The following is a 24,443-nucleotide window of genomic DNA, read 5'->3' as shown; positions in this document are numbered from 1 at the left end:
ATCTTGCGTATACAAACTATATCCATATTAATATGGTAACTTTTTAACATGGGTAGTACTCATCAGCTCTGATATTTCTTTGCTTATCCATACGTTGTTACGCAAGTCTCTGTCAAACAACTATAAATCTTCTGCAGTAGAAATGATATCTCCAGCTGCAAACGCTGCAGAATGATGGATGACAGATCCTACTTTGCCCTCAATTTGTTAAATGTTGATCGATTTTTCAGCCATACTTCCAGATAGATTACTATGATTATTACGTCCTAAATAATAGTAAAACTACTATAGACACTATGACAATAACAAGGGTAGAACTAAAGAAATTCTTAAAAATTTTTTCATGTATATACCTCTCGAATTATGTAATCTGTTAAACAAACCTTACTATAAGTTTTATAAAATATATAATTGTTATAAAAAATACCAATTCATTTATAGTAGGAGAAATTTTGTTAGCAAAAAAGATTTTAGCAAGTAAAGATAAATAAGATTCAAAAAAGAAGCCACTCTATGGGATAAAAATGCCTTTATAGAGCGGCTTTTTATAGGATCTCTACATTTTAACGATTAGTTCATGCTCTGTTCATTTAACAATTCTAAGCTAGGAGTAATTAAAGAAATGGAGGGGTTAGTGATGAATCTTGCCTGGAAAGAAATGAAGAAGAATAAAGTACGGTTTTTAATCTTGGGCTCCATTATCTTCCTAGTTAGTTTTTTAACGTTTATTATTTCGGGTTTAGCAAATGGTCTGTCACAGGATAATGCAGCTTTAATTAAGGATTTACCGAAGGGACAATTTTATATGGCTGAGGATGCAGATGGCACGTTTAATCTTTCAAGAATCGATAGCCACCTGCAGCAGAAAGTCATAAGTAAAGAAAAAGAGGCAGTAGCTTTTTCGATCCAGATGGGCTTTTTAAATGATCAGGATGATAAACAACAAAGTGTAGCCTTTGTGACATCAACGGAATCTTCACTTTTTAGCAATGTGCATCAAGACGAGGTGCTTTTGGATAGCTCACTACAAGATAAAGGAATACAAGTTGGAGATATATTAACGAATAATCAATACAGTGGAAAGTTCATTGTAAAAGGTTTTGTAGAGCAAAAAAAATATAGCCATGCTCCCGTTGCTTATATTAGTGAAGAGGCCTACCAGGAGATGTATCGAGTAGCTGATAAACAGTTGATTTTTGTACCAAATAGTGAGCCAAATGATATTAAGGGATTGCAAGCATATAGCAATAAAGAGTTTCTCAAAACTATCCCCAGTTATAATGCGGAACAATTATCTTTAAATATGATTATATGGTTCTTAGTTGTGATTAGTGGGATGTTGTTTGCTATTTTCTTCTACATGATGAATGTACAAAAAATTGGCTTGTATGGCATTTTAAAAGCGATCGGATTAAAAACAAGTAAGCTATTTAAAATGATCTGGACACAGATGGCTATTATTACAATCTTTTCACTTGTGGTATCTGTCAGTCTTAGCCAGCTATTTAATATAGTTGCTCCTAAAGGGATGCCATTTACTTTAACAATAGGCACTACAACACAGTTATCCGTTGTATTCCTCCTCATAGGCTTTATTGGTGCGACCTTGTCAGGAATGCAAATTAAAAAAATTGAACCTTTACAAGCAATACAGCAGGGGGAGGCTTAATCATGACGTTATTTACAATTGATGAAGTACGAAAAACGTTTAAGAATGGTGAAGTGGAGGAAGAGATCTTAAAGGGCATCAATTTTTCTTTAAAAGAAGGAGAGATTACAGCATTGGTAGGTGCTTCGGGCTCTGGGAAAAGTACATTATTAACGATTGCTGCTGGACTACAACCAGCAACAGATGGGCAAGTGCTATTTGAAGAGCAGAATCTTACGACGATGAAAACTGAACAGGTACGAAAATTACGTGCAAGTAAATTCGGCTTTGTTTTTCAATTTGCTCATCTTGTTCCATTTTTGACAGTAGAGGAACAATTGCTATTAATGCTAGATGTGGCTGAATCTCCATTAAAAAAGAATGAACAGAAATATGAAGTCAATCGGCTATTGAAGTTAGTCGGAATGGAACATCGTAAAACTGCCTACCCTTCCTCCTTGTCAGGGGGAGAGAAGCAGCGTGTAGCAATTGCACGTGCTATTATTCATCAACCGAAAGTATTATTTGCTGATGAACCAACGGCTAGTTTAGATTCCCAGCGCTCCAAGGAAATCATGTTGCTACTAAAAGAATTAACTAAAACATTAAATATTACAACATTAATGGTGACGCACGATGAGGAAATGCTTACTTACACAGACCGTATTATTAGAATAAGCGACGGTGTCGTGTTAACAAATACTATGTACTAATAAGAATGACCACAATCATATAATTTATGGTTGTGGTATTTTTGTTTGAAGAGTAAGAAATGGTTTGGAGGGGTAAAGGATCGAGGAAGGAGGGAAAACATGAAAAAACTATTGAAACTAGTGTGTTTGATCCTAATTACGGTTGCCATATTACCTAAGGAAGCACAAGCGGCAAGCTTTATAGATTTAGCAGATGAAACATTATCAACAGAAATTAATTATTTAGTGGATCAGGAAATTGTAAAAGGCTATTCAAATAACCTGTTCAAACCAAATGAAAATGTAACGAAGGCACAGGTAGCTGTTATATTAACTCGTGCTTTAGCGTTAAATAAAATCAATATAGAGAATCCAAACTATCAGGATGTAACGACCGCACATAAGTATTATAAAGAAATCGCAGCGGTACAAAATGCGGGTATATTTGATGATGTCCATACATTTCATCCAAATGCAACAATGACAAGAGGTCAAATGGCTATTGTGCTACAAAGGGCTTTCCAGCTTAAGGGTTCTGGGAATGCTTATTTTACAGACGTAACAGAACAAACACCAGGATATAAAGAAATTTTAACCCTAGCTCATAATCATTTAGTAAGGGGCTATGATGACGGTACATTTAAACCAGATGAACCTGTTACACGTGCTCACTTTTCAGCGTTTTTAGCACGTGCTATGACGTTATCTAAACCAGATTTGCTAAAAGATCGTGCTTTTATTTACACGTATGCCTATTATTCTTTAAATGATCATCAACGTTATACATTAGACTATCAATTCGATCACCATGACGGTAAAAATGATGTATGGGTAGTCGAAAATCTAAGTTCAGAACAAGCCTTTCCTAATGAACTGATATATGGCGATGATCGTATATATGGTCAAGCCATTGCCCGTGATGGTAACACTCATTATGATTTATATTTGGAGCTACCACTTAGGATAGGTGTTATTTTACATGAGGATGATACTGGCGTTACGTCAGGTAAACGAGTAACGGTTAAAACGACCAATGGTATTGTTCAAGCTGGAGAGGTACAATATTCAGGTGTGGTCATACTAGAAGAAAAATCCATAATTAATGGTACAGTGAAAACCTATTATTTTGTGGATGGAATAGGTTTAGTGAAAGAGTTACACAATGATATTGTCGTGCTTGAACTGCTTAATCGCACCATGAAAAAATAGGAAGCAAGCCTACATTTCATAGTAGGCTTGCTTTATTTTTAATCTTGTAATGTAATATTGAAAAATCGCTGAAGGGCTTGTAACCATTCTTTTTCATTTTGTGTTGTATAGGTTGTTAAAGAAGAACCCTCATAGATTCTAAATTCGTTGTTCATCATGGTATGACGACCACCAATGGTTCGAATCATAGCAATTTTATTTTTTTGCTTGGAAAGTCGTGGTGCAAATTTTGCATCATTGGCATCATCGTGAAAACTATAAAGCAAACGCCAACTATGTTTAGTTTGTTCCAACAGCATCCAACCATTCGCTTCATCATAATCTATTTTATATAACTCTTTACCTTCACGGTGTTGATAGCCAGCAATCAGTGGGACTGGTTTACAGGGTGCTAATGCACCGACGCCTACATCTGAGATATAGTATTGTCCACTCACATTCACTAGCAATAATTGATGCATGGGAATTTCCTGTGGAGGGGTATTTTCCGCTACGTTGCGCCAAAACTGGGCATAACGATTGGTGACAGAAAAGCCAAGCTCTCGTAAGAGCCAACTGAATAAGATATTTAATTCAAAACAATTGCCACCACGTTTATCAATAATTATTTTTTGAAATAAATCAGGAATAGCGAAGGAGATACCACGGTTCAAGGCAACATCTAAATTTTCATAGGGAATGGTTAATAGATGTTTAGTTTGTAGTTGTCCAAGTAGCTGAATAGATGGCTCTAACGTTCCTTGAAATTGAATATACTGTAAATAGTGCCGAATCTGTTCATTCATAAAATCGCCTCACTTCCTTATTAATAACATAACCGAAATAGTCATAGATTACACGCATAAACTGAAGCAGTAAATGATAGAAAAATAGCTAAATAACTAGTAAGATTAATATGTTAGCTACTATAAAGTGAAATATTTTACATATTAGTTAATAATATTAATGGTAAGGTAGGTATCGTATAGAGAATGAAATGGATAGAAGTGAATACATATGAGGAAATGAGCGAAGTGGCAGCTACTATTTTCTCAAAACAAATACAAGAGAAACCTGACAGTGTTTTAGGTTTAGCAACTGGTGGATCACCTGTAGGCATGTATAAAGAATTAGTGGCACGACATCAAGCTGGCCATTTATCTTTTAAGGAAATACAAACTTTTAACTTGGATGAGTATGTAGGCATTGAGCAATCAAGTCCAGCAAGCTACTTTACATTTATGCATGAGAATTTATTTAATTTTGTGGATATACAGCCGAAAAATGTCCATTTGCCAAATGGACAGGCAGCCAATTTAGCTGAAGAATGTGCTGCATATGATAAGCGCATTGAAGAAGCAGGAGGCATTGATTTACAGCTTCTAGGTATCGGTGTAAATGGACATATTGCTTTTAATGAACCAGGCACATCGTTTGATGCCAAGACGAATATTGTGGAGTTAACAGAGTCAACAAGAACAGAAAATGCTATTTATTTTGATGATCCGTCTGAAGTACCAACACATGCCATTACAATGGGCATTCACTCCATAATGAAGGCAAAGGAAATCGTTCTCATTGCCTTTGGTGAAAAAAAGCTCGCGGCGATTGAAAAATTGAAAAGTGGTCATATTACAGAAGAATTCCCAGCAAGCCAATTATTAAACCATCCTAATGTTACAATAATTTATGGTGGTACGAATTAGCAAAAATAAGCAAAGACTTCTTAGGATTGAAGTCTTTGCTTGTTTATTTTTCCTGATAAAATAACCCCTGCTACAACGGCTAGTCCACCTATAAGCTGAAAAGAATGTAAATTTTCACTTAGAAAAAGAACAGCAAAAATGGAGGCGAAAACAGGAATGAAATTTAAATAAATACTTGCTTTGTTCGCTCCCAGCTGTATAACCCCACTGTTCCAGCAGAGAAAAGCAATGATAGAGGCAAAAATACCAACATATAAAATAGCAGCAATGGTTGGCCATTCCCAATGAATTGCTGTTGTACTAGACATTGTTTCATAGAGAGAAAAAGGGAATAACACAATAGCCCCAAGTCCAATCGTCACTAGAAAGGTAGACTGCCCTGGTAAGCGAGTTGCATATTGTTTAATGAGCAATGAATATATGCTCCAACAAAATACTGCTGCGATTACAATTAAATCCCCTTTGTTGAAAGTAAAATCGACAATCCTTTTAAAAGAGCCACCCATTATAATAAAGACAACTCCACTCAGTGATAAAACGGTCCCTATTAACTGAAATTTTGATAGTTTTTCCTTCAAAAAAATAAAGGAAAGTATGTAAATCATTATGGGCGTAGAAGAGTTCATTAAAGATGCATTAATAGACGTAGTGTAATGTAATCCAATGTAAACAAGTGTGTTAAATGCTGTAACCCCTGTTAATGAAAGAATGATGACAATAAACCAATGTCTTTTCAGTATCCGCCATTCACGTTTTAATTGGTGATATGCAATGGGAAAAAAGATAATAAATGCGACGCACCAGCGTAAAAAGGCAAGTGTTAGGGGAGGGATATCTTCACTAACGGCACGTCCAATAACAAAATTACCACCCCATAAAAGAGTTGCGAGTACTAATAATAGATATGGTGGAATTTTCAAGATGCTGTAACCCCTTTATTAATTTAATAGTAAAGTTAATTATAGGCAGTCAGTATAGCAATAATCAATGCCTCTGTAGTTTTGCTATGCTAAAATAAGGAAAACAAGAGGAGGAATAACTGTGAAAAGTACCGTACCATGTTTACAAGAGGGAGATTTAGTCGGTGTTGTTGCACTTTCAAGTCTTGTAGAGCCTGAAAAACTAGGAGAAGCAGTAGCTTTTTTGGACGAATTGGGTCTTCGCTATATTGTAGGTGATACGATTCATGCAAAACATGAATATTTGGCAGGAAGTGATGAAATAAGACTAGCTGATTTTCATGAGATGGTAAAAAACCCAGAAGTGAAAGCAATCTTTTGTGTAAAGGGAGGCTATGGCTCTGCCAGAATTGCTGATAAAATTGATTATGCTTTAATAGAAGAAAATCCTAAAATTTTCTGGGGCTTTTCTGATGTTACATATTTACATTGTGCGATTAATGAGTATGCCAATATGGTGACATTTCATGGGCCAATGCTTATGTCCGCTAATAAGATGGATGATTTATCAAAGAAAATGTTTTTACAGCTATTTTCCCCTATGGAAATTCAGTATACAGAGGCAATTTCTCCGTTAACAACGATTGCGGGGGGCGTCGCACGTGGTGAAATGATTGGAGGAAATCTTTATCGTCTTGTCAGCACACTAGGCACCAAATTTGAAGTGAGGACTGAAGGTAGGATTTTATTAATAGAGGATGTAAATGAAACCATTCCAGTTATTGACTCAATGCTTCAACATTTAAAACAAGCAAGGAAGTTTGAGCAATTAGCAGGAGTCGTCATTGGTTTATTTACACAAACAGGATCTGATGAAGAAGCACTTCATTCGTTAATGAAGGAGTATTTTGCAGGTTTAGGAATACCAGTCGTGGCAGGGTTTAAGTTCGGACATGAAACAACGAATATAGCGATCCCACTAGGAACAGAGGCAATTTTAGATGCACAGGAAAAGGTGTTAAAAATATTACCAGGTGTGCATGTATGATAGGAAGAGGAAATATGGATATTGAAAAATACTGTAAGAAGCTGCGGTTGCACTAGCAGAAAAAAGATATCCCTCTGGATGGGGTGGAGATGCAGCATTATCTACTGCGGATGGACAAATTTTAATAAGTGTCGCACCCGAGGTTATGAATGCAGCTACTGAATTATGTATGGAAACAGGTTCTATTTTAGAGGCACATAAATTGAATATCAAAGTTACTCATTCGATTTGTGTTGCTAGGGAAGATGAAACATCTAAATTTGTATTGCTGACACTCTGTGGAGTCTGTCAGGAAAGACTTTTCTATTGGGGAGAAAATGTAAAAGCAGCGATTACGAATGTAGATGAAGAATTAGTATTTAAATCATTAAAGGAAATTCAACCTTAACATTGGTATAAGACATATAAACAATAAAGTAAAGACATTACAAAAAATGTAATGTCTTTTTTAGCTTTGTTAATAAGGCTCAGCATCGTGTCCTTTATTCATAGCATCTTGAGGTGCTTGATCACCATTGATATTGCCAAGTGGTTTTGAGGCAGAGGAATCTTTTTTAGCGTTGTGCAAACCTTCCTTGAGTAAGCGACCATATTCTTCGTCGGCTTCTTGTGCCAAAGCAATCATGGCATTTTGAATATCTTCATGACAGACCGATAGATCACGTATTAAATTTTCAAGAAGTTCATCGCGTTCCCACTGTTCAAAGTTACGATAAGTTTCACCAGCCTGTTTCGTATTACTTTGACGATCAATCGATTCACGAACAAGATTTCCTTCAATGTAAGGTGTATATTCTTTACCAGCTTGTGCTGCTTCCTTTAACCCATTCAGCATGGATGGCTCATAATTAATATGTGGATTTTGTCCAGGTGCCAAATCACGCTTATACATCATTTGCCCACCATGTTGATTGGTCGCTACACGTTTTTTTGGTGCATTAATTGGAAGCTGTAAGTAGTTGGCTCCTACACGATGGCGTTGTGTATCAGAATAAGAGAAAGTACGACCTTGCAACATTTTATCATCAGAGAAGTCTAAGCCATCAACAAGTACCCCTGTTCCGAAAGCAGCCTGTTCCACCTCAGCAAAATAATCTTCAGGGTTTTTGTTTAAAACCATTTTTCCAACTGGATACCACGGAAATTGATCGTTTGGCCAAAGCTTTGTATCATCCAATGGATCAAAATCAAGCTCAGGATGTGAACCTTCCTCCATAATTTGAACATGTAGCTCCCATTCCGGGAAGTCTCCACGTTCGATAGCATCATATAAATCTTGTGTAGCATGATTGAAATTTTTCTGTTGGATTTCTTCTGCTTCTTTTTGTGTTAAATTTTTAATACCTTGTAGCGGTTCCCAATGATATTTGACAAGGACTGCCTTCCCATCATTATTCACCCACTTGTACGTATTAACCCCAGAGCCCTGCATCATACGATAATTTGCTGGAATCCCCCAAGGAGAGTAAACGAATGTTACCATATGGAAGGTTTCTGGTGAGCTAGCACAAAAATCAAAAAAACGTTCAACGTTTTGAATATTAGTAATGGGATCAGGCTTAAAAGCATGAATCATATCTGGAAATTTGAGCGCGTCACGAATAAAGAAGATTTTTAGATTATTGCCCACTAAATCCCAATTGCCATCCTCTGTATAAAACTTTACTGCAAAACCGCGGGGATCACGCAATGTTTCTGGGGAGTGACCACCATGTATAACAGTTGAAAAACGCACAAAGACAGGTGTTTTTTTCCCTTTATCCTGAAAGACTTTTGCACGTGTATACTTAGCAATAGGTTCATTGCCAACAACACCATAGGTCTCAAAATACCCATGTGCTCCAGCTCCACGAGCATGCACAACCCGTTCTGGAACTCGCTCTCTGTCAAAATGACTCATCTTCTCTAGGAAATCATAATTTTCCAATGTTGCAGGACCTCGATTACCGACTGTTCGCAAATTTTGATTGTTGGTAATTGGATGTCCCTGTCTGTTGGTCAATGTCATATCTTGCTCATGTGTTGCATCATTTTGCTGTGTCATAGTATGACCCCTTTCCTATAGATACTTCCATTTTGTCCTTGAAAGGGGTCAACTAGTCATCCAAATTATCCCTTTGAACTACTAAAAAAGCTCTCCATACATAAATGTAGGAGAGCCTTGGATGGCGTTTTCAAATGGAATCAAGTTGTTTTGAGTATGGCCATTGCTTATAGTTGGTCATTAGTCATCGGTCATACAGTAACAGGTAACTTGTTATTGGTTTTTAACTAATTAGCTGAAAAGCTAGATTTGAAAACAGCACATCCAACTCGGGTTGGAGTCTCACCGTCCCGAGTCTAGAAATAACGGGAATCGTCAAAGTTAATTTGAATACTGTAATTTTTTGAATTGATAAGATTAGATAGTTTATGTGCATCTTTTTCAAGCTTTGTAGCTCGTTCTCGATATTCATCTGGCTCATACAAAGCGATTTCATATAACATTGTATTTTCGCCATAACCAAATCTTACACTCTCTTTTTCTCGCATACTGAAATCTTTACACAAATCAGCCTCGGCACGAAGTTGTGTTGCTAGTTCGATGGCTTCTACTAGTGCTAGCTTTTGCCCTTTAAAGTCTACTGTGTTTTGGATGTTTGCTTCGTAAACTAGGCGGTCTAATGTACGAGTATCTAGACGAACTTGGGCTAAGTCAGCTTCAATAAGGGGGAGTGCTCGATTACTTGTTTTAGGAGCTTGCCCCTTTTCAACTGTTACAAAGGCACTGCGATGTAGTTCGTTTACTAGCTCTTGAGTTTTCTTTCCTAAAATACTTTTTAGTTTAACAGCTTCTGCAAGATTAATCACGAAAACACGTCCTTTTTATAGTGTTATAGATGGTACATCATTTGATATAATTGCGATTTGATACTGTCCACCATGAATTTGATTGAACATTTTCCCAGCTGACGCTAGCAGTTCGTTCGCTGCGTCATTTGTTAAGGAAGGGCGGAAATAAAAAATATGTAAAGCATCAGTTGTTTCCTCTGTGACAGCCGTGCGTTTAGAATCAACAAAAGGTGAGCCAAATGCTCCTACCTCATCACGACTGTACAGAATATTTTCTAATGTGTTAAAGCGCCCATTCAAACCTTCATAACCAATCTCGTCATGACCAAGATCAATTGCTACAAACCCTTTGATTTGAGCAACATCATATAGACCAATTGGCATTTCATATTGGAGTGAAAAGAAATTATTTAAATCAACACCTGAATGAATTGGCGTTAAATAGTTTTGCTTACTAATTCGACGCATAAGGCTTTCTGCTGAGTGACGATAACGGTTTGGATCAGCACCAAGCTTTTTCCAAACTTGCCTCCATTCTGCAATACCCTCACGCTGTGCTACAGGAAGTTCCTGCATTTCAAGAAAGAGATTTTCCTGATACAATTGCATACGCCCTTTAATCATTTGAGGGGATTCCGCTACAACAATTTTGGTATAATGAATAATGCCGAATTTTAGCTCGGGATGTTGTGTTAATAGAGTTGGGTTAATGGAAATTTCCAATGAACATCACCTACTTTATCTATTTCTAATATTGTACCATGTAAGGAGTTGGAAATAAAATGAACATACACGACCTACAACGTGATTTTGTGGCATATGCGATGTCCATTGGTGTTGATAAAATAGGTTTTACAACAGCAGCTCCCTTTACAGAATTAAAAAACAGATTGCGTCGCCAGCAGGAGCTTGGCTATCAGTCTGGATTTGAAGAAAGTGATATTCAAAAACGTACAGAACCCCTTCGATTATTAGATGAAGCAGAGAGTATTGTAGCAATAGCTGTCGCTTACCCTTCACGTATGCAAAATGCACCAATTGGTAAAAGGGGTGCGCGACGTGGAATTTTCTGCCGTGCTTCATGGGGTGTCGATTATCATACAGCATTACGTGAGCGTTTAAAGCTATTATCCGCTTGGCTTGAGGAACATGTCAAAGGTGTACGTATTGAATCAATGGTTGATACAGGAGCCCTTGTAGATCGGGCTGTAGCTGAGCGTGCAGGCATTGGGTGGAGCGGGAAAAATTGCTCGATTATAACGCCTGAATTTGGTTCCTATGTGTATTTAGGAGAGCTCATTACAAATATTCCATTTGCACCAGATAAGCCAATAGAGGATGAATGCGGAGATTGTCGACTGTGCTTGGATGTTTGTCCAACGGGAGCCTTAATTCAAGGTGGACAATTGGATGCACAGCGCTGTATTGCTTTTCTGACTCAAACGAAGGGAACATTACCAGATGAGTTTCGTAGTCATATCGGTAATCGACTCTATGGCTGTGATACATGCCAGACAGTATGTCCTAAAAATAAAGGGAAAATTAACTGGATACATGAAGAATTTATACCAGATCCAGAGCTAGCCAAACCATTATTGACACCGCTTTTAACGATTTCCAATCGAGAATTTAAGGCGAAGTATGGTCACGTCTCCGGCTCATGGCGTGGAAAAAAACCTATCCAACGTAATGCCATCTTGGCACTTGCTCATTTTAAAGAGGAAGCCGCCATACCAGATTTGATTGCTCTACTTCATAAAGATGACCGTCCTGTCATTCGAGGCACAGCCGCATGGGCTTTGGGTAAGATTGGCGGGGATACAGCTCAAACTGCCTTACATGAAGCAGAAGCTACCGAGCAGGATGAAGAAGTGCTAAGTGAAATTTATAAAGGGTTGCAGTTTTTTAAGTAAGATTGGATCTTGGGACAATTGGTTAACTACAGTTCAATGTAGGAATGAAATCAATTGATTGGAGTCCCTACGATTGGGAGAAGAGTCGCTCCAAAAGAAGAGGAATCCGCTCAAACCGAGAGAAGAACTGCTCTAAAAGAAGAGAGAGCCGCTCAAACTGGGGGAAGAGCCGCTCCAAAATAAGGGAAGCCTGCTCAAACCGTGAGAGAAGCCGCTCTAAAAGAAGATGAAGCCGCTCAATCTGAGAGAAGAGTCGCTCCAATAGAAGAGAAATCCGCTCTAAAAGAAGAGAGAGCCGCTCACCCCGAGAGAAGAGCCGCTCTAAAAGAAGAGGGATCCGCTCAACATGAGAGAAGAGCCGCTTCTAAAAAAAGAAGCCTGCTCACCCCGGGAGAACAACCGATCCAAAAAAGTCAGACTTCGTTAAACTCTAAAAAGAGCTAACTTAAAGAAATATTTAATAAGGAAGTGTGTCGTTATGCCATTGCATATCGTTTTATATCAACCAGAAATACCAGCCAATACGGGGAATATTGCACGTACCTGTGCGGGTACTAATACATCGCTCCATTTAATTCGTCCGCTAGGTTTTTCTACGGATGATAAAATGCTGAAACGAGCGGGCTTAGATTATTGGCATAGTGTAAATATTGTCTATCATGATTCACTTGAGGATTTTATAGAGTACTCTAAAAACGGAGATGTTTATTTAATCGAAACATACAGTGATGAGCCGTTTACGAAAAATGATTTTAGTAATCAAGACCGAGATATTTATTTTATGTTCGGAAAAGAAACTACAGGTTTGCCGAAGGACTTTGCTTATGAACGCCGAGATATGTGCTTACGTATTCCACAAAGTGATCATGTGCGATCACTTAATTTGTCCAATACGGCTGCGATTGTTATCTATGAGGCATTACGTCAACAAGGATATCCAGGTTTACATTAAAAAGCAGTTCTCCGCTTGTGAGAACTGCTTTTTTCATTCTATAACTTTAATATTATAACATTTCCCGCAGGATCCTCTGTTTGGAACCCTCCGACGATTTCTGTAACAGGTGCACCTATACCACGAAGATTATCTATCATAGTTGCCGCTTGTTCTTCGTTATCTAAACGTAATGAGAACGTTTTTAAGCCAACTTGATTTTCTCCAAGCTTTGGTGCATTCTCTGAGTGCCAAGTATTTAAACCGATATGATGATGGTAACGGCCTGTAGAAATAAATAATGCTTGGGACCCATAGCGTGTGACAATATCATAACCTAATCCCTTTGTATAAAATTGCTCAGCTTCAGCCAAGTTGGAGACCGATAAATGAATATGACCCATTACTGTGCCAGCAGGCAGACCAAGCCAGTTTCCATCGCCCTCTTCTAAAATAGAACGAATATTGAGTGGTTCTGTCACCATATGCACCTGATTGTTATGCCATGCCCATTCACTTTCAGGACGATCTGAATAAATCTCGATTCCATTATGATCAGGATCATTTAAATAGAGTGCTTCACTTACAGCATGATCAGAAGCCCCAAGATAAACACTTTTTTCGCGAAAATGAGAAATGACATTAGCTAAGTCACGTCGACTGGGTAATAATAGGGCGAAGTGATAAAGTCCTGTCGTCATGCTAAGCTTATCTTCCACGGTTTTAGGCTGAACTATAGTTAATAGAGCTGTTTCACCATCGGCAGTTAACGTAGCTTTATGTGAATCTTGTTGTAACACTTTAAAGCCAATAATTTCTTGATAAAAGGTTAAAGAGCGGTGTAAATCACTCACTTTTATTTCAACATTCGTTACATATGTGTTAGGTTTTTCATGAAAATGCATATAGAATACCTCCAAATAGTTATCTTTCTTCATTAAGTTACTTTATGTAAGTTAGTTTATTTTAAAAATAAAGGAAAGTCAAGTATTTCTATTGTTCCACAAAAAAAGAAAATCACTAAGCTTTTCTAAAAGCTTAGTGATTTTCTTGAACTATTATTTGTCAGCTTTGTAGTCGCCTTCGTATCCAGCAGTGAAAATAGCTGTTAAGAAAGCAACTGTTACACCAATGATTAATAATAATTTCATGGAAGTAACCCTCCTCATGTTATAAAGAAATCTCTTTTTAGTATAGCCTATCTACTTTAAAAATGAAACGACATAGCAGAATAAAATATGTCAGAAATGGTTCAAACAGCTTGATATCGGGAAAACTAAAAGTGAGGTGATCAGTATGGAAAAAAAGGTGCCAAATATTGAAAACGGGACAATGGTGAGAGATATGAAAGAATTAAAAGATTTGGGCAAGCAGATGGAGCATTTACGTGATGGTCTAGAGCTTGCGGAGGATGAGCGAATCGCTGATCCAATTCAATTGGAAGATGTTGAACAGAAGAAAAAGTAGTTTATAAACCAGCCGCTTTATTTTTCTTAAATCCAATTTTTTGTATAATGGAACTAGGATAAGAAAGGGGTTGTGCTTTTTGAATTTACAATCAACGAAAACATTATCAAATGGTGTAGAAATGCCTCGTTTTGGCTTAGGTGTTTACAAAATGACAGAACGTGAGGAAACATTACAGGCTATTGATAAAGCACTTCAATACGGTTATCGAGCTATTGACACAGCATCCTTATATGGGAATGAGGTAGAGGTAGGAGAAGCTATTCGTCATTCAGGCATTCGTCGTGAAGATATTTTTATTACAACAAAAGTATGGAATAATGACCAAGGATATGATGCAACATTACGTGCTTTTGAGGTTTCGCTAAAGAATTTAAATATGGATTACCTAGATTTATATTTAACACATTGGGCTGTCCCTGAAACATTTGAAGAAACATATCGAGCTATTGAGCGCCTTTACGATGAAAAATTAATTCGCGCAACAGGTGTATCGAATCATCATGAGCATCATTTAGAAAGAATATTGGCTAAGGCAAATACTGCACCAATGGTTAATCAAGTGGAGGTACACCCATATTTACAACAGAAGCCATTAAGCGCATTTTGTAGTGAGCATCAAATTGCTGTTACTGCATGGTCTCCACTAGGACGTGGTGGTGTACTTGCTGATCCTACCATTATTGAGATTGGGAAAGAAATCGATAAAACCCCTGCTCAGGTGGTACTGCGTTGGCATTTACAAAATGATACACTCGTTATTCCCAAATCCGTAACACTGAGCCGAATTGAGGAAAACGCACAGATTTTTGATTTTGAATTAACCCAAGATCAAATGGAGAAAATGGCAACATTAAATCGTAACCAACGATTTGGACAAGATCCTGATCATTTTAAATTTGATTTTTAAAAAAGAGTAAATCCCGCACTCCAATAGAGGCGGGATTTTTCTTATTGCTCGTCCTTGACAATAATACGTTGATTTAAAAAAGGATGGTCAAATTCTAATTGAATGGCATGCAGTTCGTAGTCATCATTTGCTGTTTCTCGTGCACCATACATTGTATCTCCAATAATTGGATGGCCGATATAGGCTAAATGCACACGAATCTGATGTGTTCGCCCAGTCTCAAGTATGAGATGAACGACACAGGAATTTTTGTAACGTGCCACCACTTCATAGTGTGTTACAGCATGCTGTCCAGTTTTGGACACAACACGTCTTGTGGCATGGTGTCGGTCTTTGCCAATTGGTTCAGCAATCGTTCCCGAAGACGTTCGTAAATTACCTTGCACCTCTGCTGCATACGTACGAATAATGGTTTTTTCTTCAATCATTCGATCGAAAATGGACTTTGCTAAAGGGTGCTTTGCTACTAGTAATAGGCCCTGTGTCCCTTTATCAAGACGATGAACATGTTCAGCATAAATTCCACCTTGTTCTTTGATATGTGCCATAACATGGTTCATACATGTATGTGTATCACGAGCATCATTAGGATGTGTTGCCATACCTTTTGGCTTCGATACGATTAAACAATGGTCATCCTCATAGACTACATCAATAGCACATACAGGTGTTGGTTTGTAGCTAGAAGTTGGAACAGGAAACGTAAATTTGATTATTGTTCCAGTTTGTAAAGGTGTATTCCATTGAATCAGCTCATCATTTGCCAATGTGATGGCTTTGGCCATACGCAATTCATGAACGAGTTTTTTACCAAGTCGCCACTGATTACGTAGCAATTCTTCCACACTTAAGTTATCTTCAGCAATTTCATAATGAAACATAGATCTTCCTCCGTAGAAAAAACCGTATTCCAAAGGTAGAACACGGTCTTCCGATTATTTTGCAGCTTTAGAAGCTTTTATTAAATAAAAGCTTGCCCCTGCGATTAAAATAAATGCAGTTAATGCTAAAAACGGAATAGTAATAAAGCCTAACCAATTAATATATTGTCCTGTACAAGAAACTGCGCCACAGGAGGGAGCATTTTCAGCTAAAAAGCTAAGCTTTTGAATTCCGTAATGATAAAGTGAAATACAGCCGCCAATCACAGAAAATACAGCTGTTGTGACAGCAATACGCGCATTTTTTTGTATAAATGCTACTGTCGTCATAATAACAATTGGGTACATAAAAATACGTTGAATCCAACATAATTTACAAGGTTCATAATGACGAATCTCAGAAAAATATAATGAACCTAACGTTGCTATAGCAGAAACAATCCAAATAAATAATAAGCCATTTTCTTCTTTTTTAGACATATTCAATCTTCCCTTCATAAACCATGTCCTTGTTCGATTATAGTGGTTCTAGTTTTATATGTAAATCAACTTACACAAAATAAGGTATATGATGAATTTCAGTCTAAAGTATGAACGGTGGAAGCAGACGCTTTCAATAGCTTAATGGTATCATTAACAATAGTAATGCTAAAGAAGAGGTGTGTTTTCGTGAGGGAGAATGAGCATTCCAATATCAGTATTTTAAAAGAAATTGCTGAACTATTAAATGAAGAAACTGAAATTGTCACAATGCTAAAAGGTGCGCTCATCAAGTTTTTAAATGGCACCAATTTTGAAACAGGTTGGATTTTTTTTATTGATGCAAAGGGGCGTTCAGAACTTGTTGTCCATGAAAATCTACCAGAGGCATTGGAATATAACAATTGCCATTATTTAAAAAAGGGCGGTTGTTGGTGTGTATCGCGTTATCGTAATGAAGAGCTAAAAAAAGCCTCTAATATTATCGAGTGTCAGCGTATTGAAAGTGCCATAGCCGCAAATGTTGGGGATCATGAAGGCATCACGCATCATGCGACAGTACCCCTTCAATCTGGACAAGAACGTTTTGGCGTATTAAATGTCGCATCTAAGGATACAGTGCGCTTTTCAGAGGAGGAGCTTGCTTTATTAGAATCAGTTGCCTTTCAGATGGGTTCAGCTATTAAGCGAATTTTACTGACAAAGCAGGAGCAGGAAATGGCACTTGTGAAGGAACGTAATCGCCTAGCCCGTGATTTACACGATTCAGTCAATCAACTACTCTTCTCGGTTACGTTAACAGCTAGGGCTGGCATTGAAATGACGGATGATTACGAAGTGAAAGAAACATTTAAAGAAATTCAGCATTTAACACAAGACGCACTTACAGAGATGCGTGCGTTAATTTGGCAATTGCGACCTAAAGGATTAGAAAATGGTTTACTTGAGGCCATGAAAGTATACGCTGAAATGCTTGGCTTAAAACTACATGTTACAGTTTCAGGCGTATTGCAATTTCCCTCACGTATTGAAGAAACATTATTTCGCGTAGCCCAAGAGGCGTTAAATAATGTACGTCGCCATGCAGGTGTATTAGAGGCAGCATTGTATATTACTGTTACATCAACAGATATTTTGTTGGTTATTCGTGATGAGGGGCGAGGCTTTGTCATTGACAATAATACAAAGTTGCTTTCGATGGGCTTACAATCTATCAAGGATCGTGCAAAATCAGTGGGTGGAACTGCCGACTGGGTAAGTGAAATTGGCAAAGGTACGGAGCTGCTAATCCGCTTGCCATATTAAGGGGGAGAGGACATGATACGTGTATTAATTGCAGACGATCATCACGTAGTACGTAGAGGACTACTGTTTTTTTTAAAGACACAAAAGGATATTGAGGTTGTTGGAGAGGCAAAAAACGGGCACGAAGCTGTTGCATTGGCAGAAAGCATTCAACCAGATATTATCTTAATGGATTTAGTCATGCCTGAAATGGATGGCATTCAGGCGACTAAACGCATCAAAGCGAAGTTTCCACAAATAGAAATTTTAATGCTTACTAGCTTTTCTGATCGGGATCATGTGGTTCCAGCAATGGAGGCAGGAGCGGCAGGCTATCAGTTAAAAGATATTGAGCCAGATGAATTGGTTTTATCCATTCGTCGTATTATGCGTGGTGAAAACACTCTACATCCTGAAGCAACGACAACGCTTGAAATGGATCGTCAGGAGTCTCAGAATGCACCCCATTTATTAAATCCGCTGACACCTCGTGAGCAGGATGTGCTAGCAGAGCTTACAAAAGGAAAGAGTAATCGGGAAATTGCATCCTCACTCTTTGTCACAGAAAAAACAGTGAAAACCCATATTTCGAATATTTTTACAAAACTTCAAGTACAAGACCGTACACAGGCAGCGCTGTATGCTGTTAAGCACGGGCTAACTGAAGGTAGTGGGATGTAAATAAACGGCGAGCTTCTACTCACATAGAAGCACTCGCCGTTTTTTACATTATTTATGTTGAACAAATAATTTTTTAGATATCTCTAATAATGTAGAACTTGGCGTTAGTGCTAAATCTTCCTCTAGTTTTTGTGTATATGTTTGAAAAATTTTGAGTGCCTGTTCATGAAGCCCTGCCTGTATTAACGTATATAAATAGTGCTCAAGTTTTTGTTCATTATAGGGATCATACTCTATTAATGCATGTAAAAATTCCATAGCTCTTTCAGTATCTGAAAAGACCGTTGTTTGAAACCCTTTTTCTAATAGCTCTATGTATGATTTCATTAATTTATCTTTATAGGCAGTTGACCATTCATAATCATCAAAAACAAATAAGCCATTCTTATAAATAGAAAGACATTGATTGATCAAAGAAATAGAGGGAAATTCAAGTCTTGAAAAATCTTCATGAAGTTTTTGAAAATCGTATAAATCACATACGATATTTGGCTTTTCAAAGATATAGTATTTATTTGAAAAGACAATACAGTTTTCGTAGCCAATTGTATTTAGCGTTTTCCTTAAATAAGATAGAGCTGTATGAAGATTTGATTTGGCCCGTACATAATCTAAATCTGGCCATAGAATTTCAATTAAATAATCTCGATGAATCGGAATATTTGGATGCAAAATAAAATAAGCAAACAATTCTTTTGTCTTTTCTGTTTTAAATGCCACTAAACTATTGTTACTATAGACGGCAAATTGATCGAAGCATTGTACATTTAATACAGTTTGTGTAGCTTGTTGAAGCATTTGCTGAATTGAAAATTCATGCTCAATACGGGCTACAGTTTTTTCTAAACGTGCATGACTGATAGGCTTTAATACATAGTCGAGACTGCCAATTTCATAGGCTTGTAATGCAAATTCATGATAGGAGGTAATGAAAATTACACTGACTTGTGGACGTTCCGTTTTGATAATATCAGCAACTTCAAGTCCTGATAATTCTTGAAGTTTTACTTCTAAAAAGATAGCCTCAAATTCCATAGTTGGTAGTTCATTCAGAAATACTTCTACGCTTGTAAAGGTTTGAATCACCTGAATTTGTTGAAAGGCATGTAGTTTATTTTGAAAATAATGTAAAGCTAACGGTTCATTGTCTATTAAAACGGCTCGAATCACATCAAACTCTCCTTTATACAATTAAATTAAAAACATTAAACTCTAGTTCATTTTGGGTGAAAAGGCTTCCTATATATAGTGAAGGGCAAGAAAAGTGAAAATCACTCAATATTAAAAATTTGATGCCAGAAAAAAGCAATTTATGTTGTAGTTCTTTCACGGGTGAGAGTCAATGAATCCCGATGTGTTTGTCATATCGCGTCAAATCCATTCAAAGAAAATTTCGCCGTTCATTATATAGAAGATAAAAGTTTTTTATGTTGTGTTAAGAGAATTGAAATAATTGCTTAGGCGTTAAAATCAAACTATTCTTATACAAAAATGAAACAACATAGTATTGTTAATGAAAGTTGTATATGGGCATAAGCCTTCTTTTTTCTTTTATTGTTAAAATAGTATAATTGTTGTAACAATAATTAGGCGTTATTATAGTACATTTGTCTTAAAAAATACTCAAAAAGTACTTAAAAAATACTTAAAAAGATAGGTTATTAATTAAAATAGCAGTATATATAGGAATAATGGGATGGCAAGAAAGGAGATTTTACCATGAAATTAGAGAGACTTCTAACCATGACGATGATATTAATCAACCGTAAAAAGGTTAAGGCACAGGAATTAGCAGAGTTATTTAATGTTTCGATTCGTACCATTTATCGAGATATTGAAACATTGAGCTGTGCTGGTGTACCTGTTATTAGTCAGCAAGGCGTAAACGGTGGCATTAGTTTAATCGATGGTTATCGCGTTGATAAGCAAGTTTTGACGAAGGATGAGCTCACGTCGCTTTCTATTGCGATTAAAAGTGCTTTGACTACCTATGAAGATTCCCACGCTGAAGCAGTGCTCGAGAAAATAACGAGTATTGCTGATGATCATGTAAAACAATCAATGGACCATCTATTTGTTGATCTTAGTCCATGGGGACCAAATGCTCTCTTTAAAGAGCATATTACGATGCTTAAGACAGCTATAGAGAATAATCGTTGTATAAGCTTTCATTATTCTACTACTTATGGTGAGCAGACAAGCCGAATAGTCGAACCACATACAATTGTTCAAAAAGGGAAGATGTGGTATTTGTATGGCTATTGTACATTAAGAAAGGACTTTCGTTTATTTAAGCTTGCGAGAATGAAACATTTGTTTCAAGCTGATTCTACCTTCGAGCGTAAGGAAGTGAATTTAAGTGAACTCCCTTGGGGTAAAGAATGGCATCGACCGCAAAACGTAGTCGATTTGGTCATTTCTTTTGATAAAGACATTACAACATTGGTGGAGGAATCCTTTGGTGCAGAACATATAGACCATGAACAATCTATGATTCATATATCTATACCCGAAGATGAATGGCTTTATGGATTCTTGTTAAGCTTTGGGCACCGCATTAAAATTATGGCACCACTTTATATAAGAGATATCATTCAAAAACGAGCTTTAGAAATTGTTCAATTATATAAAAATCTAGATAATTGATGACAGACAGTTGTCAGGTTTCCTTTGCTATAGTAAGTACAAATAAAGCGAAAGGTGGAATGACGATGCAAAGATATTGTCAAAGCTGTGGTATGCCTTTAGTAGAAGAGGCATTATTGGGTACTGAAAAAGAAGGGGAAAAAAGTCAGGATTATTGTACATATTGTTACGAGGGAGGCGAGTTTAAACAACCCCAGTTAACAGTAGACGAAATGATTGAAATTTGTGTACCGCATCTTATGCAAGATGGTATGCCAGAAAATGAGGCACGTAATATGCTGACTTCCTTTTTGCCAAATTTAAAACGATGGAGAAAAAGTGAGTGGCGGGAACCAAAAATAGTTGAATTAAACGCATTTAAAATCGTAGGTATTTCAACTCAAACAAGTAATGCCAATGAAATAACAGAGCAAGCTAAAATTCCGCAATTATGGGATCACTTTTATCAGCAAAATATTACGGACCAAATAGCCGAGCAAAAAAATGGTCATGTCTATGGTTTGTATTCAGACTATGAGACGGATGTGAATGGTAATTATACTCTTACACTCGGAGTAGAAGTAAATAATGATGACATTCAAACCGATTTAGTAGTAAAAATGATTCCAGCAGCTAAGTATCTAGTTTTTACATCTGATAAAGGCGTAATGCCTGAAGTTGTCATTCAAACTTGGCAAGAGATTTGGGCATGGTTTGCAAATTCTAAAGTTGAACGAACATATACAGGCGACTTTGAACTGTATGATGAACGATGCGCTAATCCACATGATTCACAAGTGGATATTTATATAGCTATTAAATAAAAAAAGTCCCATACCCAATCAATTGGTAGGAGACTTATCTTTGTTTTGTGGAGGAATGATATGTGGCTCAATATGCACAAGAACTTGACAAAAGCGATTTTCACGCATAATGGTATGTTCGATTTCTTCGGTTATGCGATGACTTTCAAAGACATTTAAATAAGGATCTACTGTGACAGTTACGTCGATGAAGTACATATTGCCATGGGCACGTCCTTTAAAGTCTAAAAGTTCCATTACCCCGTCCACGTTACGGATTAAGACCGATAACGTTTCAACTTCATCAATATCAAATGCATCTGTAAGACTTTGAACAGCTTCCCAAAAAATTTCTACTGCTGTTTTAATAATTAAAAAGGCAACAATGAGAGCTGTCAGTGAATCAATGATTGGAAAGCCGAAAATGGCTCCAAAAATACCAATGGCTGCCCCGATGCTGACAAGTGCATCAGAACGATTGTCAAAGGCAGCTGCTTTAACAGCGGCGCTTTTAATTTTTTTAGATAGTGCCAAATTATAGCGGTAAACCACATACATGACAACTGCACTACCCATTGCTACATAGGCAGTTAACAGTGAGGGTGTCGTACCAGTGGGCTCCCATAAGCTTTTTAAGGAACTAACTAATACTTGGAGACCCACAACAAGCATAATGAACGATGCGACTAAAGAGGCAACAGTCTCAGCTCGTAAATGCCCGTATTGATGGTTGGAATCAGGTGGTCTTTGGGCAATGCGTAAACCAATCAGTACTGCGATGGAAGCAATGATATCAGTTGTGTTATTTAAACCATCTGCTTTTAAGGCCTCAGATGTACCAATGTAGCCTATTGTAAGCTTAGCAGAGCTTAGGATTAGATATGTACCAATGGATAGCCATGCACCTTTTTCCCCTTGACGTAAATTTGTATAGAGCTCCATTTTGTTTCCTCCTCGCAAAACTTTCGGACATTAGAAAACGACCCCCTTTTAAAAAGGGAGTCGTTTTCATCTATTTATTACGGTCGTTGCTCCCACCTATATAAGGTGTGAAGAAAAGACCATATTTATAGCCTGGATTATACAAGCGTGCTTCTAATAGTACCACGACAAGTATGGCAATTCAAATCAATTTTAGTCAATGACCGCGTCATATTCATTTGATAAATCACTGTTAGGTAATTTCAGAACTTCTAAGTATAAAATATGGTGACCATCTAATTCTTTTGCGATAAATTCAAAACCTTGCTCTTGAATACTGTCACCTTCGACCGCATCAAAACGCTTCGTCATGAACCAACCACCGATAGTATCAATATCATCATCTTCTATGTCAGTACCAAGCATATCATTTACATTTTCAAGAAGCATCTTAGCATCTAAAATAAAATGATTTTCTGCAATTTCTTGTACTTCCGGGATTTCGTCTTCATCAAATTCATCTTGAATATCGCCGACAATTTCCTCAATAATATCTTCAATCGTCACTAAACCAGATGTTCCGCCATATTCATCCATTAAAATGGCCATATGAATACGTTCACGTTGAATTTTTAGTAATAGATCGTTAATTTGCGTTGTTTCCATCACTCGAATAATAGGCTGCATATAATCAATGACAGGCTTATCACCATTTTTAGGATCTTTAATGTAAGCGGTTAATAAATGCTTCATGTTAACTAAGCCAATAATATGATCTTTATCTCCATCCAGAATTGGATAACGAGTATATTGCTCAACACCCATTAAATCAAACACTTCTTTAATTGTTAGCTCTTTTTCTATGCCGACAATTTCAGTTCGAGGAACCATAATTTCTTTTGCAAGACGATCAGAGAACTCGAAAATACTGTTAACATATTCATATTCTGAGTTATTAATTTCTCCACCTTTTAAACTATCCGATAAAATCATACGCAGCTCTTCCTCTGTATGAGCCACTTCTGATTCTGACATCATCTTTAAGCCAAAAAGACCTGTTAAACCACGGGCAGAGCCATTTAATAGCTTAATGATGGGATACGTAATATTGTGGAAGATAATTAATGGGCCAGAAAAGTTTAATGTGACAAATTCTGCTTTTTGGATGGCTAATGTTTTTGGCGCCAATTCCCCAATAACAACATGCATAAACGTAACGATTGAGAATGCAAGTATGAATGAAAGGATAGATGTAATACTACCATTCAAATTTAGAAATTCAAACACTGGGTGCAAAATGATTTCAAATGTAGGTTCACCTAACCAACCTAAACCAAGTGCAGTGATGGTAATACCTAGCTGGCATGCAGATAAGTACTCATCTAAATCTGAAACAACACGTTTTGCATTTTTCGCTTTTTTATGCCCTTCCGCGAGCAATTGATCAATGCGGGTAGATCTCACTTTTACGATTGCAAATTCAGTTGCAACGAAAAATCCAGTCATTATAATTAGTAGGGCGAATGCCGCCAAC

24 protein-coding genes and 1 pseudogene are annotated in these 24,443 nt (G+C 37.1%); 14 read left to right on the top strand and 11 right to left on the bottom strand.

What is annotated here, in order from left to right:
• Window positions 1-637 precede the first annotated feature (637 nt).
• From NP781_RS18470 to NP781_RS18460, 3 genes are all read left to right on the top strand, one after another.
• The gene (locus NP781_RS18470; RefSeq protein ID WP_221681098.1) at window positions 638-1,669 is read left to right on the top strand and encodes an ABC transporter permease; all 1,032 of its coding nucleotides are present in this window, start codon (window positions 638-640) and stop codon (window positions 1,667-1,669) included.
• A 2-nt stretch (window positions 1,670-1,671) separates the two neighbouring features.
• A complete protein-coding gene (locus NP781_RS18465) occupies window positions 1,672-2,361 on the top strand; it encodes an ABC transporter ATP-binding protein (RefSeq protein ID WP_221681099.1) in 690 nt (229 codons plus the stop codon).
• A gap of 99 nt (window positions 2,362-2,460) precedes the next feature.
• Window positions 2,461-3,549 (top strand): S-layer homology domain-containing protein, encoded by a 1,089-nt coding sequence (locus NP781_RS18460; RefSeq protein WP_221681100.1) that lies wholly within the window; start codon window positions 2,461-2,463, stop codon window positions 3,547-3,549.
• 38 nt (window positions 3,550-3,587) lie between these two features.
• Here NP781_RS18460 and NP781_RS18455 read toward each other — a convergent pair whose 3' ends face one another.
• On the bottom strand, window positions 3,588-4,334 hold the full coding sequence (locus NP781_RS18455; RefSeq protein WP_221681101.1) for an arylamine N-acetyltransferase family protein: 747 nt from the start codon (window positions 4,332-4,334) through the stop codon (window positions 3,588-3,590).
• Between the two features lie 186 nt (window positions 4,335-4,520).
• Here NP781_RS18455 and nagB point away from each other — a divergent pair, with 186 nt between their 5' ends.
• Window positions 4,521-5,234: a glucosamine-6-phosphate deaminase gene (gene nagB / locus NP781_RS18450; protein WP_221681102.1), complete on the top strand. Its 714-nt coding sequence runs from the start codon at window positions 4,521-4,523 to the stop codon at window positions 5,232-5,234.
• Window positions 5,235-5,254: 20 nt separating this feature from the next.
• On the opposite strand, the gene NP781_RS18445 is transcribed toward nagB, so the two are convergent.
• Complete coding sequence (locus NP781_RS18445; RefSeq protein ID WP_257520540.1) at window positions 5,255-6,154, bottom strand: DMT family transporter; 900 nt, start codon at window positions 6,152-6,154, stop codon at window positions 5,255-5,257.
• A 121-nt stretch (window positions 6,155-6,275) separates the two neighbouring features.
• Here NP781_RS18445 and NP781_RS18440 point away from each other — a divergent pair, with 121 nt between their 5' ends.
• Together NP781_RS18440 and NP781_RS18435 are read left to right on the top strand one after the other, a co-directional pair.
• Window positions 6,276-7,181 (top strand): S66 peptidase family protein, encoded by a 906-nt coding sequence (locus tag NP781_RS18440; RefSeq protein WP_221681105.1) that lies wholly within the window; start codon window positions 6,276-6,278, stop codon window positions 7,179-7,181.
• A gap of 37 nt (window positions 7,182-7,218) precedes the next feature.
• Window positions 7,219-7,569: pseudogene (locus NP781_RS18435) on the top strand (cytidine deaminase); the annotation flags it as partial.
• 69 nt (window positions 7,570-7,638) lie between these two features.
• On the opposite strand, the gene NP781_RS18430 reads toward NP781_RS18435, so the two are convergent.
• The 3 genes from NP781_RS18430 to NP781_RS18420 form a co-directional block, all read right to left on the bottom strand.
• Entirely contained in the window at window positions 7,639-9,225 is a 1,587-nt protein-coding gene (locus NP781_RS18430; RefSeq protein WP_257520539.1) for a catalase, read from the bottom strand.
• A gap of 296 nt (window positions 9,226-9,521) precedes the next feature.
• Window positions 9,522-10,031, bottom strand: a complete 510-nt coding sequence (locus NP781_RS18425; RefSeq protein ID WP_004230848.1) for a hypothetical protein — start codon at window positions 10,029-10,031, stop codon at window positions 9,522-9,524.
• 15 nt (window positions 10,032-10,046) lie between these two features.
• Complete coding sequence (locus NP781_RS18420) at window positions 10,047-10,736, bottom strand: B3/B4 domain-containing protein (protein ID WP_257520538.1); 690 nt, start codon at window positions 10,734-10,736, stop codon at window positions 10,047-10,049.
• 59 nt (window positions 10,737-10,795) lie between these two features.
• On the opposite strand from NP781_RS18420, the gene queG reads away from it, so the two are divergent.
• Both queG and trmL read left to right on the top strand, forming a co-directional pair.
• The gene (gene queG / locus NP781_RS18415; RefSeq protein ID WP_257520536.1) at window positions 10,796-11,926 is read left to right on the top strand and encodes a tRNA epoxyqueuosine(34) reductase QueG; all 1,131 of its coding nucleotides are present in this window, start codon (window positions 10,796-10,798) and stop codon (window positions 11,924-11,926) included.
• A 478-nt stretch (window positions 11,927-12,404) separates the two neighbouring features.
• Window positions 12,405-12,878 (top strand): tRNA (uridine(34)/cytosine(34)/5-carboxymethylaminomethyluridine(34)-2'-O)-methyltransferase TrmL, encoded by a 474-nt coding sequence (trmL, locus tag NP781_RS18410; RefSeq protein ID WP_221681111.1) that lies wholly within the window; start codon window positions 12,405-12,407, stop codon window positions 12,876-12,878.
• 38 nt (window positions 12,879-12,916) lie between these two features.
• On the opposite strand, the gene NP781_RS18405 is transcribed toward trmL, so the two are convergent.
• Window positions 12,917-13,762 carry a VOC family protein gene (locus tag NP781_RS18405; protein ID WP_257520535.1) on the bottom strand — a complete coding sequence of 282 codons (846 nt, stop codon included), beginning with the start codon at window positions 13,760-13,762 and terminating at the stop codon, window positions 12,917-12,919.
• Window positions 13,763-14,153: 391 nt separating this feature from the next.
• On the opposite strand from NP781_RS18405, the gene NP781_RS18400 reads away from it, so the two are divergent.
• Both NP781_RS18400 and NP781_RS18395 read left to right on the top strand, forming a co-directional pair.
• Window positions 14,154-14,324 (top strand): hypothetical protein, encoded by a 171-nt coding sequence (locus tag NP781_RS18400; RefSeq protein ID WP_004230831.1) that lies wholly within the window; start codon window positions 14,154-14,156, stop codon window positions 14,322-14,324.
• Window positions 14,325-14,403: 79 nt separating this feature from the next.
• Window positions 14,404-15,234 carry an aldo/keto reductase gene (locus NP781_RS18395; protein WP_306828059.1) on the top strand — a complete coding sequence of 277 codons (831 nt, stop codon included), beginning with the start codon at window positions 14,404-14,406 and terminating at the stop codon, window positions 15,232-15,234.
• A gap of 41 nt (window positions 15,235-15,275) precedes the next feature.
• On the opposite strand, the gene NP781_RS18390 is transcribed toward NP781_RS18395, so the two are convergent.
• Both NP781_RS18390 and NP781_RS18385 read right to left on the bottom strand, forming a co-directional pair.
• On the bottom strand, window positions 15,276-16,115 hold the full coding sequence (locus NP781_RS18390) for an RluA family pseudouridine synthase (RefSeq protein ID WP_221681114.1): 840 nt from the start codon (window positions 16,113-16,115) through the stop codon (window positions 15,276-15,278).
• A gap of 54 nt (window positions 16,116-16,169) precedes the next feature.
• Window positions 16,170-16,595, bottom strand: a complete 426-nt coding sequence (locus tag NP781_RS18385; RefSeq protein ID WP_221681116.1) for a disulfide formation protein C — start codon at window positions 16,593-16,595, stop codon at window positions 16,170-16,172.
• A 189-nt stretch (window positions 16,596-16,784) separates the two neighbouring features.
• On the opposite strand from NP781_RS18385, the gene NP781_RS18380 reads away from it, so the two are divergent.
• Both NP781_RS18380 and NP781_RS18375 read left to right on the top strand, forming a co-directional pair.
• Complete coding sequence (locus NP781_RS18380; RefSeq protein ID WP_004230825.1) at window positions 16,785-17,900, top strand: GAF domain-containing sensor histidine kinase; 1,116 nt, start codon at window positions 16,785-16,787, stop codon at window positions 17,898-17,900.
• 12 nt (window positions 17,901-17,912) lie between these two features.
• Window positions 17,913-18,560 (top strand): response regulator, encoded by a 648-nt coding sequence (locus NP781_RS18375; RefSeq protein WP_004230823.1) that lies wholly within the window; start codon window positions 17,913-17,915, stop codon window positions 18,558-18,560.
• 48 nt (window positions 18,561-18,608) lie between these two features.
• On the opposite strand, the gene NP781_RS18370 is transcribed toward NP781_RS18375, so the two are convergent.
• Window positions 18,609-19,730 carry a response regulator gene (locus NP781_RS18370; RefSeq protein ID WP_221681117.1) on the bottom strand — a complete coding sequence of 374 codons (1,122 nt, stop codon included), beginning with the start codon at window positions 19,728-19,730 and terminating at the stop codon, window positions 18,609-18,611.
• 549 nt (window positions 19,731-20,279) lie between these two features.
• On the opposite strand from NP781_RS18370, the gene NP781_RS18365 reads away from it, so the two are divergent.
• Window positions 20,280-21,206 carry a helix-turn-helix transcriptional regulator gene (locus NP781_RS18365; protein WP_221681119.1) on the top strand — a complete coding sequence of 309 codons (927 nt, stop codon included), beginning with the start codon at window positions 20,280-20,282 and terminating at the stop codon, window positions 21,204-21,206.
• A gap of 65 nt (window positions 21,207-21,271) precedes the next feature.
• Window positions 21,272-22,009, top strand: a complete 738-nt coding sequence (locus tag NP781_RS18360) for an effector binding domain-containing protein (protein WP_221681124.1) — start codon at window positions 21,272-21,274, stop codon at window positions 22,007-22,009.
• Between the two features lie 18 nt (window positions 22,010-22,027).
• Here NP781_RS18360 and NP781_RS18355 read toward each other — a convergent pair whose 3' ends face one another.
• Window positions 22,028-22,930: a cation diffusion facilitator family transporter gene (locus tag NP781_RS18355; protein WP_257520534.1), complete on the bottom strand. Its 903-nt coding sequence runs from the start codon at window positions 22,928-22,930 to the stop codon at window positions 22,028-22,030.
• Between the two features lie 192 nt (window positions 22,931-23,122).
• Window positions 23,123-24,442, bottom strand: a complete 1,320-nt coding sequence (locus tag NP781_RS18350; RefSeq protein ID WP_221681392.1) for a hemolysin family protein — start codon at window positions 24,440-24,442, stop codon at window positions 23,123-23,125.
• Between the last annotated feature and the right edge of the window lies 1 nt (window position 24,443).

It is taken from the genome of Lysinibacillus sp. FN11 (genome assembly GCF_024628845.1).
GTDB classification, from domain to species: Bacteria; Bacillota; Bacilli; order Bacillales_A; family Planococcaceae; genus Lysinibacillus; species Lysinibacillus capsici.
The sequence above is the reverse complement of the archived record's forward strand: the minus strand, read 5'-3'. Positions and strand labels throughout refer to the sequence as shown.